Raw genomic sequence first — 17,365 nt, forward strand, 5'->3', positions numbered from 1 at the left:
CGATCGATTTTCAGGGAAACGGTGTTTCACCGCCCCTTTCACCGGCGACCACCGGGATCCGGGCAAATCTCCGCAGGCGGACACGACGCGGCGGGCTGACAACCACCAGCCACACGAGTAACATTCGCCTCACCAATCGCGTTTCGTCTCATTTTTCTCAGTTTGGAGTGCCCTCTTGCCGACTCGTAGTCGCATCAATTCCACCGCGATCGGCCGTCGCCCCTTCCTGGCGGGACTGGCGGTGACCACCGCAGCCGCGTCCACCGCGGCCATCGCGAACTCCGGCGTCGTGGGCTCCGGCCTGCGCCTCCTGGAGACCCCCGCCGCCGGCCCCGTCGACGTGCACCTGGCCAGCCAGGCGCTTTCCGACGCCGCCGCGGTTCTCGTCGACGACGCCGCCATTGCCACCCGCGGACTGATCGAGGCCCTCCACCCCAACCGCGGCCTGGTCAAGGAACTGCGCCACGACCGCGAATTCTCCATGTTCGCCCTGACCTGGCGCGAGGCCCCCGAGGTGACCGCCTTCTTCCGCGCCGAGCGCCCGGACGGCAGCTGGTCCGAGTGGTTCGCCGCGGACGCGCAGAACGCCCCCGGTGAGCAGGGCAACGGGCTATTGGGCACGGAGCCGGTCTACGTCGGCCGCACCACCGCCGTGCAGGTCTCCACGTTCGGCCTCAACGTCTTCGGAGAGAGCCTCGAGGACCTCGTCGACGTCGTCAAGCGAGCCGGCGCGGGGGACTTCGCCGGCCTGGCCGATCTGCTCGGCCCCGTGGCGCTGCACGACGTGCAGGGCGTGTTCATCGACGGCGGCGTAACCCCCGAGGGCATCGAGCCCGTGGCCGACGACTCCGACGTCACCGGCATGCCTCGCGTGATCACCCGCGCCGGCTGGGGCGCCGACGAATCGATCCGCAGCCAGAACCCCACGTACGACGAAAAGCTCGTCGCGGCCACCGTTCACCACACCGCCGGCGCGAACAACTACTCGCAGGCAGAGGCCGCGGGCATCGTAAGGGGCATCTACAAGTACCACACAGCGGTCCTGGGCTGGGGCGACATCGGCTACAACGCCCTGGTGGACAAATACGGCAACATCTACGAGGGCCGGTACGGCGGCCTGACCAAAAACGTGCAGGGCGCCCACGCCGGCGGCTTCAACAAGGGCACCTTCGGTATTTCCATGATGGGCGACTACTCCACCGCCCACCCGACCCCGGCGATGATCAATTCGGTCGGCGCGATGATCGGTTGGCGCATGCGCATCGCCGGCCTCGACCCCTCCGGCAAGGCCACGCTGACGTCCCAAGGCTACAAGACCGCCAAGTACGGCGCGGGCCAGCAGGCGACCCTGCCCAGCATCTTCGCCCACCGCGACGTCGGCGACACCACGTGCCCGGGCGCGGCCGGCTACGCCCAGATGGACCGCATTCGCTCGATCGCGGCGCAGAAGTCGTCGGGGCTGGGCGACGGGCTCATCGTCAACGAGGGCCCGGACGGCGCCACGGACATCCGCGCCGACCTGCCTGGGGCCATCGCCGACGGCGACCTGGGATCGATCATCGACGGCCTGGACATCCCGCCGGAGGCCATCGCGGCGATCCCGGGCCTGCAGGCCATGGCGCAGGGCGAGCAGCAGGTGGACACCTTCTCCGGCGGCCGCTCGATCCTGGCGGCGTCCCTCGGCCTGGCCGGCGCGCCCGGCCTGGGCAACGACGCCGAGTCGGTGCTCGGCGCGGTCGGCCGCAACGCCGATCAGGGCCCGTCGCTGGCGGACATCCCGGTGCTGGTGCAGCCGACGACCACGAAGGACGGCGATGACGAATTCGCCGCCGAGTGGCGTGCCGTCACCGACGAGTACGGCGACGTCCTGGGCCAGCCGGTCACGGGCGTCCAGCAGGGCGCGACCGTGCCTAACCAGACCGGCGAGGCCGACCCCGTGCGCTACGTGAAGTTCGAGCGCGGCATCATCGTCTCTACGCTGGCCACCGGCACCCACGCCATTTGGGAAGAGGTCGCCGAAACCTGGGCGAAGCAGGGCTTCGAGATCGGCCGCCTCGGCGCGCCGACCACCACCCAGGCCCCGAACTGGGGCGCCGACCGCGCGGACTTCCAGGGCGGCAGCATCACCCGCGATGGCGTGACCCGCGCCGTCGACGTCGCCTACGCGTAGGCGACGGCCTCCATCCGGGCCCGAGCGCTCCGGCCCGGCGCCACGCCGCCCAGCCTCGGCCCTCCCCGGCTAACCCACCCCGAATAGCGTCACCCACCCGTTACAGCGGGTGGGTTACACCATTCAGGGTGGGTTAGCGGGCTTCGCGGGGCACTCACGGCAAAAAGGAGCTTCACGACGTGCCGGCGTTCCCGCCGGGCCGTCGTAAAGCTCCTTTGTCGCGTCCTCGACCAGAGGCCGCACCTCCGCGCGCACGCGGAAGCACGCGCGGACGTGGCCACGCAGCAACAGGACTAGTGGCCGCGCTCCTGCTCCAGGGCCACGCCCTCGGTGAAGAACGGCACGAGCTTGTTGTCGACCATGGTCAGCGCCGACGCGATGGCCATGTGCATGTCCAGGTACTGGTACGTGCCCAGGCGGCCACCGAAAAGCACCTTGTTGTCGCGGGCCTCGGCGGCGGCGCGCTCGCGGTACTTCGCCAGCATGTCGCGGTCGTCGGGGGTGTTGATCGGGTAGTACGGCTCGTCGGAGCCCTCCGCGAAGCGCGAGTACTCCTTCATGATCACCGTCTTGTCCGCCGGGTACTCGCCGCGCTCCGGGTGGAAGTGACGGAACTCGTGGATGCGGGTGTAGGGGACCTCGGCGTCGTTGTAGTTCATCACCGGCGTGCCCTGGAAGTCGCCGGTCGGCAGGACCTCGGTCTCGAAATCGAGGGTGCGCCAGCCGAGCTGCCCCTCCGAGTAGTCGAAGTAGCGGTCCAGCGGGCCGGTGTAGACGACCGGGGCGTCGGGGCTGGCGGCGCGCAGCTCGTCGCGGACGTCGAACCAGTCGGTGTCGGTGACCACGTCAATGAGCTCGTGGTCGGCCATGTTCTCCAGCCACTTGGTGTAGCCGTCGACGGGCAGGCCCTCGTAGGTGTCGTTGAAGTAGCGGTTGTTGAAGGTGTAGCGCACCGGCAGGCGGGTGATGTTCGACGCCGGCAGGTTCTTCGGGTCGGTCTGCCACTGCTTGGCGGTGTAGTCGCGGACGAACGCCTCGTACAGCGGGCGGCCGATCAGCGAGATGGCCTTCTCCTCCATGTTGGCGGCGGCGTCGGCGTCGATCTCGGAGGCCTGTTCCTTGATCAGGGCGCGCGCGTCGTCGGGGCTGTAGTACTTGCCGAAGAACTGCGTGATCAGGCCCAGCCCCATGGGGAACTGGTATGCGGTGCCCTTGTGCATGGCGAAGACGCGGTGCTGGTAGCCGGTGAAGTCGGTGAAGCGGTTGACGTATTCCCACACGCGCTCGTTGGAGGTGTGGAACAGGTGCGCGCCGTACTTGTGCACCTCGATGCCGGTTTCGGGTTCGGCCTCGGAGTAGGCGTTGCCGCCGATGTGGTCGCGGCGCTCGACGACGAGGACCCGCTTGCCCAGCTGCTCGGCCATGCGCTCCGCGACGGTCAGCCCGAAGAAGCCGGAGCCGACGACGAAAAGGTCATACGTGGTGTCAGTGTTCACGCGCGCCAGCCTAACGGGTGGGGCGGGCGGGATCGCGGCGACGGGCCGGGCGGGGTGGGGCGGGCGCGTGCTTTGCGACGGCCACCCGGCGGGCCAAGGGGCGGCGCGTCAGGAGCCGGCGGGCCCATGCGCTGGGGCGAAACGCGATGGACGACACACCCCTGTCACGTCAACAACTATGGACAACTCTCGTAACATTGGTAACATTCGTAACAGATTGCACATCCGTCATGGATCGCCTGTGCCCGAAATCCGCATGACCTGCGGAATCGGGTGTCGGCGATGGGCCCGACGGACGACCTGCACCCGAGCTTTGGAGTCACTACCTTGTTGAACCGACGACGCATCGGCGCCAACCCCGGCGCGCGACGCCCACTCATCTTCGGAATGGTGTCCGCGCTCATCGCCGCGCCGCTCGTCGCACTCGGCGGCGGCGCGGCCATCGAGCTCGTCGAGGACAACGGCCGCGGGCCGATCGACGCGCTCATCGACAAGATGTCCCTCACCGCCGGTTCGTCCGTGCTGGTGGAGGACGCCGCCATCGCCACGCAGTCCGTGGCCGACGAGCTGCACCCGAATCGCGGCGTGGTCAAGGAACTCCGCCGCGACGAGGAGTTCTCCATGTTCGCGCTGACCTGGCAGGGTTCGGCCGACGTCGCCAGCTACTTCCGTGCGCTGCGCCCCGACGGCACCTGGTCGGAGTGGTACGGCGCCGAGCCGCATTACCCGGCCGACGGCGAGGGCAACGGCATCAACGGCACCGAGCTCGTCTATGTCGAGCCGACCACCGCCGTGCAGGTGTCCACCCACGGCCTCAACGTGTTCGGCCCGGGTTCCGGCGTGACCGTCGACGACATCGAGGGTTCGTCCGAGCTCAACGATGACGAGCGCAGCCGCCTCGAGGACTTCCTCGGCGCCGGCAGTTCCGGCGGCGGCGCGGGCGATGCCGGCGACGCGATCGGCGACGCCATCGGCGGCGCGGGCAGCTCCGAGGAGCAGGACGACGCCGTCGGCGGCACCGGTTCCGCCGGGGGCGCCGGCGTGCCCGGCGGTGCCGGCAGCCTGGGCCAGCCCGAGGAGATCGGCGGGGCAGGCTCGTCCGGGACCCGTGCCCGCGACGTCGAGGAGTCCCCGGGCGCCAACGGCCGCACCATCAACGACCTCCCCGCCTGGCGCGACATCGAGGCCGTCAACGACGAGGTGCCGCTCGACTCGGTCGACGCGGTGTTCATCGACGGCAACGCCGCCGAGGGCGACGCGATCGACCCGATCGTCGACGCGAAGAACCTGACCGGCATGCCGCGCGTGATCACCCGCGCGGGCTGGGGCGCCAACGAGGGCGCACGCTGCCGCAACGCCACCTACGACGATTCCGTCAAGGCGACCACCGTCCACCACACGGCGGGCTCGAACAATTACACGCAGGCGCAGGCGGCGGGCATCGTCCGCGGCGTGTACCAGTACCACGCGCAGACGCTGGGCTGGTGCGACGTCGGCTACAACGCGATGGTGGACAAGTACGGCAACATCTACGAAGGCCGTTACGGCGGCCTGGACAAGAACGTCCAGGGCGCCCACGCCGGCGGCTTCAACAAGAACACCTGGGGCATTTCGATGATGGGCGACTACTCGTCCGTCCAGCCGACCCAGGCGATGATCAAGTCGGTCGGCGAGATGCTCGGCTGGCGCCACAAGGTCGCGGGCGTCGCCCCCAAGGGCACGACCACGCTGACCTCGGGCGGTTCGTCGTACACCAAGTACCCCTACGGCACCCAGGTGAAGCTGCCGAACATCTTCGCGCACCGCGACGTCGGCAACACGTCCTGCCCCGGCAACGCCGGCTACGCGCAGATGGACAACATCCGCAACATCGCCGACGCGAAGTACAAGGATCTGACCAACGGCAAGATCAACAACGAGAAGCCGTCGGGCGACACCGGCATCACCATCGACATTCCGGGCCGTGACGGCATCGGCACCGGGGTCACCCCGGGCACGGGCAACACCGGCGGAAACAACACCGGCGGCGCCAACACCGGGACGGGCACGGGTACGGGCACCGGCAACACGGGTGGCACCAACACCGGAACGGGCACGGGCACTGGCAACACCGGCGGCACGACCGGCGGTAACAACACCGGCGGCACTGGTACCGGCACGGGCGGAACCGGCACTGGCACCGGCGGCACCGACGTCTCGGGCTCGGTGTCCGAGGAGGACGCCATGACCGTGATCTCCGGCGCGCGTTCCATTCTGGCGGCGGCGTTCGGCGTGCTGGGCACCCCGGGCCTGGGCCAGTCGGCCGACGCGATCTTCGACGCGCTGGGCAAGTCCATCGAGGACGGCCCGTCCATCGACGACATCCCGGTGCTGGCGGAGAAGATCCTCGAGATCGACGAGGAGAACGACCTCGCCGCCGAGTGGGCCAGCGTCGTCGAGCAGTTCGGCGATGTCCTGGGCGAGGCGCAGACCGGCATCCAGACCGGCGCGACCGTCGCGAACCCGCAGGGCCGCGCGGACACGCTGCGCTACGTGAAGTTCGAGAACGGCATCATCACCGATTCGGAGACGACCGGCTCGGTCGCCCTCTGGAACGAGATCGCCGACGCGTGGGCGAAGCAGGGCTTCGAGATCGGCAAGCTCGGCGCCCCGACCAAGTCCCAGACCACGGTCGACGGCGTGGAGAAGGCCGAGTTCCAGAACGGCACCATCACCTTCGATCCCGCCACCGGCGAGGTCACGGTCGACCTGAAGTAGCGGCGTCACCTGCACGACGACGGAGCGCGCACCGGTTCAATCCGGTGCGCGCTCCTTCGCATTTCGCACCTGGTGGGCGGGTGGCGTCGGCGTCGCAAAGCTGCTTCACGACGCCCACCCGCTCCCCCACCACGGGCGAATCCTCCCGAAGGGGCCGAACCCGACACGGCGGGCCCGCCACTGCACCTAACCCCGGACGCTTCGGCGATTTCGTTGCATGAATCGGCCGAAGCGTCCGGGGTTAGGTGCAGGGATGGATAGCCAGCCGACTCCCGGCCGACAATCAGCCGGCGACGCGGGGGCGAGGGGCGCGATGGGAGTGAACAGGCGCGGAGTTGCACGAGTGTGGGCGGCGCGGGCAACGCGGGGCGCGAGGAAGCGGCCGGGCGCGAGGGGCGGCGCGGCTAGAACCAGCGCTCGAGGACCCTCGCCACGCCGTCGTCGTCGTTGGTGGCGGTGACCTCGTCGGCGACGGCCTTCACCTCGTCGACCGCGTTGCCCATGGCCACGCCGATGCCGGCCCAGCGCAGCATCTCGATGTCGTTGGGCATGTCGCCGAAGCAGACGACGTCGGCCGGCCCGGCCCCGACCAGCGAGGCCAGCTCCTCCAGCCCCGCCCGCTTGGTCACGCCGGGGGCGGACACCTCGATCAGCCCCTCCGGCATGGAGTACGTGACGTGCGCCAGATCCTCGGGGATGTGCGGCGCGATGATCGCATGCAGCTCCGAGCTGGCCATTCCGGGGTTGCTCAGCAGCATCTTCGTCGCCGGCTCGGACATCATCTCGAGCTCCTCGCAGATGCCGTGCTCGGTCGACTCCCACGCGTGGGCGTAGGTCGGGCCAACGACGAACAATTCCTCGGCCGGGTCCAGCGCCGATCGGCCTGCGCGCTCGACGGCCACGCCCACCGGCCCGACGTCGGCCATGGCGGAGCGCGCAATGGCGACGACCTCGGCCTGCACGTCCGACGGCAGCCCATGGTCGGCGAGGATCACGTCGCGGCCGGAGTCGTACAGCACCGCCCCGTTGCCGCACACGCACACCGGCTGCACGGGCAGCTGCTCCAGCACGGGCTGCAGCCAGCGGGCGGGGCGACCGGTGGCCAGGGTCAGCGGCACACCGCGCCGGATCATGCGGCTCAGCGCGGATTTCAGCCGCGGCGACACGCGGTCACGCGAATCGAGCAGAGTGCCGTCGATGTCGGAGGCCACCAGCAGCGGGGGCAGGCCCCCTTTGCTTTGCGACGCCCCGCCGCCACCCCGTGCGGCGTCCGCATCGGGTGCGCGGGGAACCTCGGAAGTCACGTCGGGTCAGCGCTCCGGGGAGCCGGCGGTTGAATCGCCGGCGCCGGAATCACCGGTCGTGCCGTCGGAGCCATTGGTTCCTTTGGCGCGGCCGTTTCCCCCGCCGTCGCCGAAACCCCCGTCACCGTCACCGCCGCGGGCGGCCGCGTCGTTGAGCTTCGTGTCGCCCAGCGGTTCCTTGCCTTCGGCGATCAGCTTGGCGTCCCGCTTGGCGATGCGCTCCAGCCGCAGCTTCTCGTCCATGACGTTGGCTTCCTCCAGCGTCGGCGCCGAGCCGCCCAGCGACGCCGGCATCCAGTAGGCGCCGGGCGCGTCGCCGTAGCGGTCGATGTAGTCCAGGCGCAGCTGGTGGAGCTGCTCGGCCATGGCGTCGTGAAGCGTCTTGGTGTCCGCGGCCGCATCGCCGGTGGTGGCGATCGGCTCGCCGACGCGGATCCACACGGGCACGTTGACGCGGCCGAGGTGCTTCTTGTGGCCCTTCGTCCACACCCGCTGCGAGCCGAACATGATCACGGGGACCATGGGCACGCCGGCGTCGCCGGCCAAGCGGGCGGTGCCGGTCTTGAGCTCCTTGATCTCGAAGGACCGCGAAATCGTCGCCTCCGGGAAGATGCCCACCAGAGCGCCGGCGCGCAGTCGGCGCACGGCCTCCTCGTAGGCGCCGCGGCCGGCGAAGCGGTCGACCTCGATGTGCTTCATCTTGCGCATCAGCGGGCCGGCGATCTTGTTGTCGAAGATCTCCTTCTTGGCCATGAACCGCACCAGGCGGCGGCCGTTGAGGAACGCCGGGATGCCTCCGTAGACGAAGTCGAAGTACCCGGTGTGGTTCACCGCGACCATCGCGCCGCCGTCGACGGGCATGTTCTCGGCGCCTTCGACCGTGATGTCCAGGCCCTGGAACCGCATGTAGCCGATGGCGGCGGGCAGGATCGTCCGGCCGTAGAACCACTCCTTGGCCTCCGCGGTCAGCGGCGCCGGGGTGAAGGACTTCGGGACGGTGAATCCCTTGATCTTCGTGTACTTCGAGGCATCGAAGGTCATCGTCGGGATCAGCCCTTCTTCTTCGCGTTCGCGGACTTGGCGGCGTTCTTGGAGTTCTTGGCCGCGTTCTTCGGCTTGGCCACCGGCTCGAGGACGTCGCGGCCGACGAACGGGCGCAGCGCCTCGGGCACGACGACGGAACCGTCGGCGCGCTGGTTGTTCTCCAGGATCGCCACGAGCCAGCGGGTCGTCGCCAGCGTGCCGTTGAGGGTGGCGCAGAACTGGGTGCCGCCGTTGTCGTCGCGGTAGCGGGTCTTCAGGCGGCGGGCCTGGAAGGTGGTGCAGTTCGACGTCGACGTCAGCTCGCGGTACGTGTTCTGCGTCGGCACCCACGCCTCGGTGTCGAACTTGCGGGCGGCCGACGAGCCGAGGTCGCCGCCGGCCACGTCGATGATGCGGTAGGGCACCTCGACGGCGGCGAGCATGTCGCGCTCCATGGCCAGCAGCTTCTCGTGCTCGGCCGCGGCGTCCTCCGGCTTGCAGTAGGAGAACATCTCCACCTTGTCGAACTGGTGGACGCGGAGGATGCCGCGGGTGTCCTTGCCGTAGGAGCCGGCTTCGCGGCGGAAGCAGGACGACCAGCCGGCGTAGCGCACGGGGCCGTCGGACAGGTCGATGATCTCGTCGGCGTGGTAGCCGGCCAGCGCGACCTCGGAGGTGCCGACCAGGTACAGGTCGTCTTCCTCCAGGTGGTAGATCTCGTCGGCGTGCGCGCCGAGGAAGCCGGTGCCGGCCATGGTCTCGGGGCGGACGAGCACCGGGGGGATCATCAGCTGGAAGCCGTGCTGCGTCGCCTTCTGCGCGGCGAGGTTGAGCAGGCCGAGCTGCAGCATCGCGCCGGCGCCGGTGAGGAAGTAGAAGCGCGATCCGGAGACCTTCGCGCCGCGTTCCATGTCGATCAGGCCGAGCGATTCGCCCAGGTCCAGGTGGTCCTTCGGCTCGAAGTCGAACTCGGGGACCTCGCCGACATGCTCGAGGACCACGTAGTCGTCCTCGCCGCCGGCGGGCGCCCCGGCGACGACGTTGCCGAGCTTCATCTGCAGCTCGTGCACCGCGGCCTCGGCCTCGCGCTGTTCGTTCTCGGCGTCCTTGACGCGGCCGGAGAAGGCCTTGGCCTCTTCCAGCAGGGCGGGGCGCTCCTCCTTGGAGGCCGCGCCGATCTTCTTGCCGAAGCCCTTGTGCTCGGCGCGCAGCGCATCGGCGGAGGCGATGGCGTCGCGCCGGCGCGCATCGGCGTCGAGCAGCTGGTCGACGAGGGTCGGGTCCTCGCCGCGGGTGCGCTGCGATTCGCGGACGACGTCGGGGTGGTCGCGGAGGAATTTCAGATCGATCACGTGCCCAGGGTACCCGCAGGGGGCCGGCGTCTACGCGGCAACCGGGGGATCCGCGCTTGACGACGGCCCGCCGCACCTCCCGCGGCCTTTTCCCCGCGCGCGCCCGCGGGGCATTCGGCGGACGGCGATCAGGTCAGCGTCGCCACGCCCTGCCACACGAAGGAAACGCCCAGCGCCGCGAAGACGACGCCGGCCACCAGATCGATCCACGGCCCCGCCGACACCACCCGGCGCACGACGATCTCCGTGGACACCGTAATCGCGATGAACCCGAACCACAGCACCGACGTGACCAGCAGCGCGGCGATGTAGACCAGCTGCACCCACGCCGGCGCGCCGACCGGCATGAACTGCGACAACACCGCCGCGAAAAAGAGGACGATCTTCGGGTTCGACAAGTTGGTCAGCAACCCCTGGCGAAACGCCCCGCCCAAGCTGCCCAGCGCCGCCGCCCCCACCGCGGGGGACCCGCCGGCGTTCAGCTCGCGGATGCCGCGGACCGCGCCGAGCAGCATCCGCGCACCCATGTACGTCAGATACGCGCCGCCGAGCAGCTGGATCGCGCCCATCAACGTCGGATGCGTCGACAACACCGCCGCGACGCCCACCACCGTCAACGTCACCCACACCGTCGACCCCGTGACGATGCCCGCCACCGCCGCCAACGCATGCTTGCGCGACCGCGTGGCCATGCGCAGGATCAGGAAAATGTCCGGCCCCGGCGACGTCATGCCGACGACGTGGATGCCCAGCATCGCCGTGAAAGCCGCCCAGTTCATCGGGCGCACCCAACGGAGGAGAGGCGGGCCGTCGCAAAGCCAAAGCCGCCGCCGGGACCCGAAGCCACCCCGAAAATGGGGGTCGGACGGGGCATCAGCGGCGAAATGGGCATAGCCGGAATCATAGCCGTGCATGCCCGCCACCCCACGTGATGCACAATGGTGGCGATGGCTGAGCGACGGATCAAAAACGGCATGCGCGACGGATGGGGCCTGCGGGTCACCTCCGTGGCGATGCTCGTCGGCGCCGGACTGGCCGCCTGGTGGCAAGGGCCCATCGACGCACCCGAACCCGAACCGACCGAGCAGACCCGCGAAACCAAGGTCAAGGACGTCGACGCCGCGGCATTCACCAGCGCGCAGGTCGGCGACTGCCTGACGTGGGACATCGCCGACGACGGCGCCGTCAGCAACTTCACCGTCGTCGGATGCGACGAAGAGCACCGCTACGAAGTCGCCGACCGCGTCGACCTCCGCAACGTCGAGGAATGGGTCGGCCAATTCGACGAAGACGCCCCCGAACCCGACCAGGACACCCTCCTGCAGCTGCGCGACTGGGTGTGCCAGGACCCCGTGCTCGAATACATGGACGGCAAACTCGACCCGATGGGCCGATTCGTGCCCGCGCCGATCCTGCCGCCCAGCAAATCGTGGGCCGACGGCGACCGCACCATGCTGTGCGGCCTGCAGCCCACCGCCCCCGACGGCACCCCGGCACAGGCGACCGGCCGCGCCGCCGAACAGGACCAGGCCAACGTCGTGCAGGTCGGCGAATGCGTGGCGCTCGACGACTCCGGCGGCCTGCAGCCCATCGACTGCGCCGAACCGCACCTGCTCGAGGCCGTCGGGCTCGTCGACCTGCGCGCGACGTTCCCCGACCGCACCCCGACGATCGAGGAACAGAACGAGCACCTCAACCAGGCGTGCGTCGCCGCCGCCGAGGAGTACCTCGGCGGCAACGAGGCCTTGTACCAGTCGACGCTGCTGCCGTTCTGGATGACCATCTCCCCCGAGTCCTACGACGCCGGCACGCACTCCGTGAACTGCTGGCTGATGAAGGACAACGGCTACGGCGGATTCTCGTCGCTGGCCGGGTCGGCGAAGGGCCCGTTCACCATCAACGGCGAGCCGAAGGTCGACCCGCCGCCGCGCAACCCCCTGCGCGAGGACGGTGCGCCGCAGCCGCAGCAGACCGCCCCGGGCGCGGGCGCGCCGACCGGTTCGGTGGACGGGCAGAACGCGACGGGTTACTGAGGACGGGGGCAGCGACCGTGATCGACGTTTCCGAGGAGCGTTTCGACGAGCTCGTCGACGAGGCGATCGACCTGATCCCCGACGAGTTCCTGGACATGATGGGCAACGTGGTGATCCTCGTCGCCCCGCGCAACCCCGACGTGCCCACGCTGTTGGGCCTGTACGAGGGGGTGCCGCTGACCGAGCGGACCGCCGACCATTGGGGCCCGCCGGATTGCATCCACATCTACCGCGACGCCCTGTGCGACTACTGCGTGTCGGAGTCGATGCTGGTGGAGCAGATCCGCGTCACCGTGCTCCACGAGGTGGGGCACTTCTTCGGCATGGACGAGGACGACCTCGACCGGCTCGGCTACGGGTAGCCCGGGCGGGGCTCTCCCCTCACCTTCCGCCGCGCCTCCTCCCGACCCGGCCCTCGTCCCCTCCCGACTAGGCCCCCGTAGCTCCGTCCCGTCCCGTCCCCGCACCGTCTCCCGCCATCTCCCCGCCCCGGCGCGCCCCCTCCCCGCACCCGCACCGTCTCCCGCCATCTCGCCGCCCCGGCGCGCCCCCTCCCCGCAGAAAGATGTGGTGCGGACAGAAAGACGTGGTGTACCGCATCTTTCTGGCAGCCAGACATCTTTCTGCGCTGCGGACAGGGCGAGCGAGCGCAGATCCGATCGCGCGACGGCGAGCAGGCACGGTGCCAGTCGTGCGATGCCGATCGCGCGGCGCCAGTCACGCGGCATGCTTTACGACGGCCCACGTCCGCCACGATCACCGCGCCGATGGCTCATGCTCACACAGATACCCGTCGAATGGACAGGTACACGTCTCTCCTGCGAGGTGTACCTGTCCATTCGACGTGTACTTGCGGATCGGGGCGGGGGAGCTCGGTTGAAGGGGGCCCGATAGAAGAAATCGGGGTGAGGGGAGACCGGTTGAAGTGGGCCCGACAGAAGAGATCAGGATGAGGGGAGACCGGTTGAAGGCGGCCCGGCGGATCGGGTCAGGGGACGCCCGGGCTATTCGGCCTCGGGCTCGTTGCTCTTCTCGCCCCAGCGCGCCAACTTCCAGGACCCCGCCTTGTCGCCGTCGCCGGCATCGACATCGCGCACCAGCTCGACGCGCGCGGCATTGGGCAGCGGATTGTCGAAGATGAACTGGCCCTCGATGTTCGCCAAATGCTGCGCGATCAGGCGAATCGCCGCTCCGTGGCTCACGACGACGATGTTGCGGCCGCCATCGCGGGAATTAGACGAATCGAGGGCGTCCGCCGAGCCGCGCGTGGAGGCCGAGCCAGTGGCGTCCGCCGGGCCGCGCGTGGAGGCCGAATCGGAGGAGGCGTGGGCGTCGTCAAGCGGGAAAGCGGAATCCTCCGCGACCAGCGCGCGCAAAACCGGCAGGTAGCGGGCCAGGACGTCGTCGGCGGACTCGCCGCCCGGCACCTTCGCGCCGAAATCGCCGTGCAACCAGCCGTGGAAGATCTCCATGAAGCGGCGGTGGGCGTCGAAGTCGCTGCGGCCCTCGATTTCGCCGGCCTGGACCTCGTGCAACCCGGCCTCGTGGCGCAGGCGCACGCCCGGCCCGACCAGATGATGCAGCCCCGCCACCGCTCCGGCACCGGTCTGGCGGGCGCGCAGCGCATGGGAGGTCACGATCTCCGTCATCCGCTCCCGCGACGGCAACAGCACCCGCCCCAGCCGCCGGGCCTGGATGATTCCCTGATCCGTCAGCGGCGCACCCGGCAACGCGGTGTCCAGGATCCGCGCGATGTTCGCGTGGGTCTGGCCGTGGCGGATGAGGATCAGCCGATCCTCGCCGCGGTGGGCGCGGCCCACCGACTCCTCCAGCGAATGGTCCTCGCCTGCGGCGAAGTTGCCGTCGAACATGGTCATCGTCGCTTCCCTTCCTTCAGCTCGGCCACCCAGTTCAGCGCGTCGGTGACGTCCGGCGGCCCGGCGTCGATGGTCACCGACCCCGGCGTCGCGGGCCACGACCCGAGGAACCGCAGGTCCGCGGCCCGCAGGTGCAACGCCGCCAGCGCCGACGACACCGCAGGGTCGTCGATGTGCCCGGCGACGTCGATGTGGAACCGGTAGGCGCCCATCGATTCGCGCGTCGGCCGCGACTCGATGCGGGTGAGGTTGATGTCGCGCACGGCGAACTCGTTCATCGAGCGCATCAGCGTGCCCGGCTCGTTGCGCAGGGTGAAGGAGACGCTGGTGCGATCGACGCCGGTGCGCGGCGTCGGGGTGCCCGGCCGCCCGACCAGCACGAACCGGGTGCGCGCGCCGCGGACGTCGGCGACGCCCTCCGCGATCGCCTCGAGCCCCAGCAGCTCACCGGCCCGCGCGGGCGCGGCGCACGCGTCATGCACGCCGTCGGCGACCAAGTGCGCGGCCGCCGCGTTCGACGTCGCCGAGTGGAAGTCCACCCCGGGCAGGTTCGCGTCGACCCACTGCTTGACCTGCGGATACGCGACGGGATGCGTGGTAAAGCTGCGCACCGACGCCGGATCCGTGCCCGGCCGCACCAGGATCGAGAACTCCACGCCGATCTCGGCCTCGCGGTAGATCTGCAGCTCGGGGCCCATGGTCAGCGCGTCGAACGTCGGCGTCACCGGCCCGTCGACGCTGTTTTCGATGGCCACGCACGCGAAGTCGGCCTCGCCCTTGCGCACCGCGGCCAGTGCCGCGCCGGGGCTGTCGACGGGCACGGTCTCCACGGCTTCCGCGCCGGCGGGGTCGATCTCGCCGCGGCGGGCCATGGCCAGCAGGGCCGCTTCGGTGAACGTTCCGGCGGGGCCCAGGTAGGTCACGGTGGTCATGCCCACCAGCCTAAGTGTCCGGATAGACTTTTGCGCCATGACCTCGCAACGCCCCGTCCGCAGCGCCGGTTCGATCGTCGCCGCCGTCGCGGCCCGGGAGGCGTCGGCCGCCGAGGTCGCGGCGGCGGCGGTCGACGCGTTGGCGGGCCGCCCGGAGGACACGGGCGTGGCCACGTTGACGCCCGGTCTCGCGGAGTCCTCGGCCGCAGACGTCGACCGCGGGTTGGCGGGTTCTTCCGCGCCGCACGCTGCCGGGCCTTTTTCGCTTGACGACGCCCGCCTCCTCACCGGTTTGCCCGTCGCCGTGAAGGATCTGTACACGATCAATGGGGTGACCTGCACGTTCGGTTCGTCGCGGTTGGCGCGGGTGGCCGACCACACCGCCGATCCCGTCGCCCGCCTGCTCGCGCGCGGGGCGACGATTCCGGCCACGACCGCGACATCGGAGATGGGCGCCACCGCCTACACGGAGCCGACGGGCCTGCCCGCGCCGGACAATCCGCTGCGCCCCGGCCGCACGCCGGGCGGTTCGTCGGGTGGTTCGGCGGTGGCGGTGGCGTCGGGGGCGGTGGCGGCGGCGCTGGGCTCCGACGGCGGCGGTTCGATCCGCGTGCCGGCTGCGGCGTGCGGGCTCGTCGGCCTCAAGCCGGCCCATGACATCCGCGGGGGTCGGCTGGCGACGCCGGGTTTTCTCACGCGTTCGCTTGACGACGCCGCCCTCCTCGCCGACCTGCCCTCCCCGTCGGGCATGCCGGGGGCGTCGGGCGGGGCGGGCAAGCCGGGGAAGCCGGGTTCGCCGCATGCCACGGAGGCGCCCGCGCCCGCCCGGCGGCTGCGCGTCGGGGTGACGGTGCGGCCGTTCCATGCGGAGGTGGGCGTCGCAAAGCACTGGCGGGAGTCTGCACTGGCCGCCGCCGATCGCCTTGCCGACGCCGGGCACGAGGTCGTCGAGGTGCCCTCGCCGTACGCCCCCGAGGGGCCGGACATTTTCCACACGTTCACCGAGGTCATGGCGTATTTCGCGTCGCGGCTGCCCGACGACGACTTCTCCCCCATGGTCCGCTGGGTCCGCGAGCGCGGCACCGCCGTGACCGACGAGGCCGCCGCCGGGCACCACCGCACGCGCCTGGGGCTGGCCGACGCCGTCCGCGCACGCTGGGACGTCGACGCGGTGATCACGCCGACCCTGGCTTTCGACCCGCCGCCGATCGGCCACTTCGCGAGCATGGCGCCGGAGCGCAACTTCCTGGCGCAGACCGAGTGGACGCCGTGGCTGTCGCTGTGGAACCTCACCGGCTGGGCGGGGCTGTCGCTGCCCTTCGGCGGCGCGGGCGCGTCGGTGCACCTCGGGGCGGTGCGGTGCGGCGAGTCCGAGTTGCTGGCGCTCGCCGCCGACCTCGTCGACCCGTTGGCCGATCTCCACGCGGACCTCCACGACGGTCTCCACACCGATCTCCATGGCGATCTCCACGACGATGTCCACGGCCATGTCCACGCGGCCGGCCGCCACGAAGCTTCCGGGGTGAAAAAGTGACGTCGGCGTCGTCAAGCAATCTCCGCACGCCGAGCGCGCGCCGCCTCAAGGCGGAAATCGTGGTGGTGCTGCTGGTGACGTTCGGCACCTCGGCGCTCAACGCGATCGTGCGGCTGATCGGCGCGCTGGCGGAGGGCAGCCTGCGCGATCAGCCGGTGTCGCTCAACGACGCCCTGTCCGACGACCCGTGGCTCAACGGCGCCCTGCACCTGATCCGCATCGCCGGGCTGCTCGCGTGGGGCGGCCTGGTCTGGTACCTGCTGCGCGCCGACGGCATCCGCGGCATGCCCGGCCGCATGCGCGGCGCCGATTGGGCGTGGGGCGCGGGGCTCGCGGCGCTGATCGGCATCCCCGGGCTGGGGTTGTACGTCGTCGGGATCGTCGCGGGTTTCGGCCGGCCGATCGATCCGGCGGCGATGGGCGTCACGGCGATCACCGTCGTGCCGCTGCTCGGCTGGGCGGCGGCGAATGCGGTGGCGGAGGAGCTGGTCGTCGTCGGCTGGTTGGTGACGCGCCTGCGGCAGCTGCGGGCCGGATCGCTTGACGACGCCGCCCTGACCTGCCGCACCGTCGCCGTCATCATCGCCGCGTCGGCGTTGCTGCGCGGCGCCTACCACCTGTACCAGGGCGTCGGCGCGGGGTTCGGCAACATCGCCATGGGCGTCATCTTCGCCGCGTGGTTCCTGCGCACGGGGCGGGTGTGGCCGCTGGTCATCGCGCATTTCCTCATCGATGCCGTGGCCTTCACCGGCTATCCGCTGGTGGCGCCGTGGCTGGAGTCGCTGGCCTGATCCCGGGAACGCGAAAGCCCGGCCCCATCACGACGGGGGCCGGGCTTCGATGTGCTGCGGTGATCCGGTGGATCCGAGGGTTCCGGACGAACCCAC

12 protein-coding genes and 1 pseudogene are annotated in these 17,365 nt (G+C 70.3%); 6 read left to right on the plus strand and 7 right to left on the minus strand.

Going from position 1 to position 17,365, the window contains the following annotated elements; all coding sequences use genetic code 11:
• Window positions 1-175 precede the first annotated feature (175 nt).
• Window positions 176-2,170, plus strand: a complete 1,995-nt coding sequence (locus CX1_RS07015) for an N-acetylmuramoyl-L-alanine amidase (RefSeq protein ID WP_082719190.1) — start codon at window positions 176-178, stop codon at window positions 2,168-2,170.
• Between the two features lie 293 nt (window positions 2,171-2,463).
• On the opposite strand, the gene glf is transcribed toward CX1_RS07015, so the two are convergent.
• The gene (glf, locus tag CX1_RS07020; RefSeq protein ID WP_046651096.1) at window positions 2,464-3,666 is read right to left on the minus strand and encodes a UDP-galactopyranose mutase; all 1,203 of its coding nucleotides are present in this window, start codon (window positions 3,664-3,666) and stop codon (window positions 2,464-2,466) included.
• Window positions 3,667-3,993: 327 nt separating this feature from the next.
• On the opposite strand from glf, the gene CX1_RS07025 reads away from it, so the two are divergent.
• Complete coding sequence (locus CX1_RS07025) at window positions 3,994-6,423, plus strand: N-acetylmuramoyl-L-alanine amidase (RefSeq protein WP_046649783.1); 2,430 nt, start codon at window positions 3,994-3,996, stop codon at window positions 6,421-6,423.
• A 404-nt stretch (window positions 6,424-6,827) separates the two neighbouring features.
• Here CX1_RS07025 and CX1_RS07030 read toward each other — a convergent pair whose 3' ends face one another.
• The 4 genes and pseudogenes from CX1_RS07030 to CX1_RS07045 form a co-directional block, all read right to left on the minus strand.
• A complete protein-coding gene (locus tag CX1_RS07030; RefSeq protein WP_046649784.1) occupies window positions 6,828-7,649 on the minus strand; it encodes a Cof-type HAD-IIB family hydrolase in 822 nt (273 codons plus the stop codon).
• A gap of 84 nt (window positions 7,650-7,733) precedes the next feature.
• The gene (locus tag CX1_RS07035; protein WP_082719191.1) at window positions 7,734-8,768 is read right to left on the minus strand and encodes a lysophospholipid acyltransferase family protein; all 1,035 of its coding nucleotides are present in this window, start codon (window positions 8,766-8,768) and stop codon (window positions 7,734-7,736) included.
• A gap of 80 nt (window positions 8,769-8,848) precedes the next feature.
• Window positions 8,849-10,102, minus strand: a pseudogene (gene serS, locus CX1_RS07040) (serine--tRNA ligase); the annotation flags it as partial.
• Window positions 10,103-10,230: 128 nt separating this feature from the next.
• Window positions 10,231-10,881: a LysE family translocator gene (locus CX1_RS07045; protein ID WP_046649780.1), complete on the minus strand. Its 651-nt coding sequence runs from the start codon at window positions 10,879-10,881 to the stop codon at window positions 10,231-10,233.
• A gap of 168 nt (window positions 10,882-11,049) precedes the next feature.
• On the opposite strand from CX1_RS07045, the gene CX1_RS07050 reads away from it, so the two are divergent.
• Window positions 11,050-12,135, plus strand: coding sequence for a septum formation family protein (locus tag CX1_RS07050; protein ID WP_046649786.1), 1,086 nt, complete (start codon window positions 11,050-11,052; stop codon window positions 12,133-12,135).
• A gap of 17 nt (window positions 12,136-12,152) precedes the next feature.
• Window positions 12,153-12,497 (plus strand): metallopeptidase family protein, encoded by a 345-nt coding sequence (locus CX1_RS07055; protein WP_046649781.1) that lies wholly within the window; start codon window positions 12,153-12,155, stop codon window positions 12,495-12,497.
• 642 nt (window positions 12,498-13,139) lie between these two features.
• Here the strand turns inward: CX1_RS07055 and CX1_RS12820 are convergent.
• Window positions 13,140-14,012 (minus strand): histidine phosphatase family protein, encoded by an 873-nt coding sequence (locus tag CX1_RS12820; RefSeq protein ID WP_052753071.1) that lies wholly within the window; start codon window positions 14,010-14,012, stop codon window positions 13,140-13,142.
• Complete coding sequence (pheA, locus tag CX1_RS07065; RefSeq protein WP_060925474.1) at window positions 14,009-14,944, minus strand: prephenate dehydratase; 936 nt, start codon at window positions 14,942-14,944, stop codon at window positions 14,009-14,011. The genes CX1_RS12820 and pheA overlap by 4 nt, the downstream gene beginning before the upstream one ends.
• 37 nt (window positions 14,945-14,981) lie before the next feature.
• Here pheA and CX1_RS07070 point away from each other — a divergent pair, with 37 nt between their 5' ends.
• On the plus strand, window positions 14,982-16,478 hold the full coding sequence (locus CX1_RS07070) for an amidase family protein (RefSeq protein WP_082719194.1): 1,497 nt from the start codon (window positions 14,982-14,984) through the stop codon (window positions 16,476-16,478).
• The gene (locus CX1_RS07075; protein WP_046650994.1) at window positions 16,475-17,269 is read left to right on the plus strand and encodes a CPBP family intramembrane glutamic endopeptidase; all 795 of its coding nucleotides are present in this window, start codon (window positions 16,475-16,477) and stop codon (window positions 17,267-17,269) included. Before CX1_RS07070 ends, CX1_RS07075 begins: the two co-directional genes overlap by 4 nt.
• Window positions 17,270-17,365: the final 96 nt, after the last annotated feature.

The organism is Corynebacterium xerosis NBRC 16721 = ATCC 373 (assembly GCF_001552415.1).
Taxonomy (GTDB): Bacteria; Actinomycetota; Actinomycetes; order Mycobacteriales; family Mycobacteriaceae; genus Corynebacterium; species Corynebacterium xerosis.

Coding starts and splice junctions, on each gene's coding strand:
- CX1_RS07035 (WP_082719191.1), bottom strand. CDS start 8,768: ATGACCTTCGATGCCTCGAAGTACACGAAGATCAAGGGATTCACCGTC.
- CX1_RS07045 (WP_046649780.1), bottom strand. CDS start 10,881: ATGAACTGGGCGGCTTTCACGGCGATGCTGGGCATCCACGTCGTCGGC.
- CX1_RS07050 (WP_046649786.1), top strand. CDS start 11,050: ATGGCTGAGCGACGGATCAAAAACGGCATGCGCGACGGATGGGGCCTG.
- CX1_RS12820 (WP_052753071.1), bottom strand. CDS start 14,012: ATGACCATGTTCGACGGCAACTTCGCCGCAGGCGAGGACCATTCGCTG.
- pheA (WP_060925474.1), bottom strand. CDS start 14,944: ATGACCACCGTGACCTACCTGGGCCCCGCCGGAACGTTCACCGAAGCG.
- CX1_RS07070 (WP_082719194.1), top strand. CDS start 14,982: ATGACCTCGCAACGCCCCGTCCGCAGCGCCGGTTCGATCGTCGCCGCC.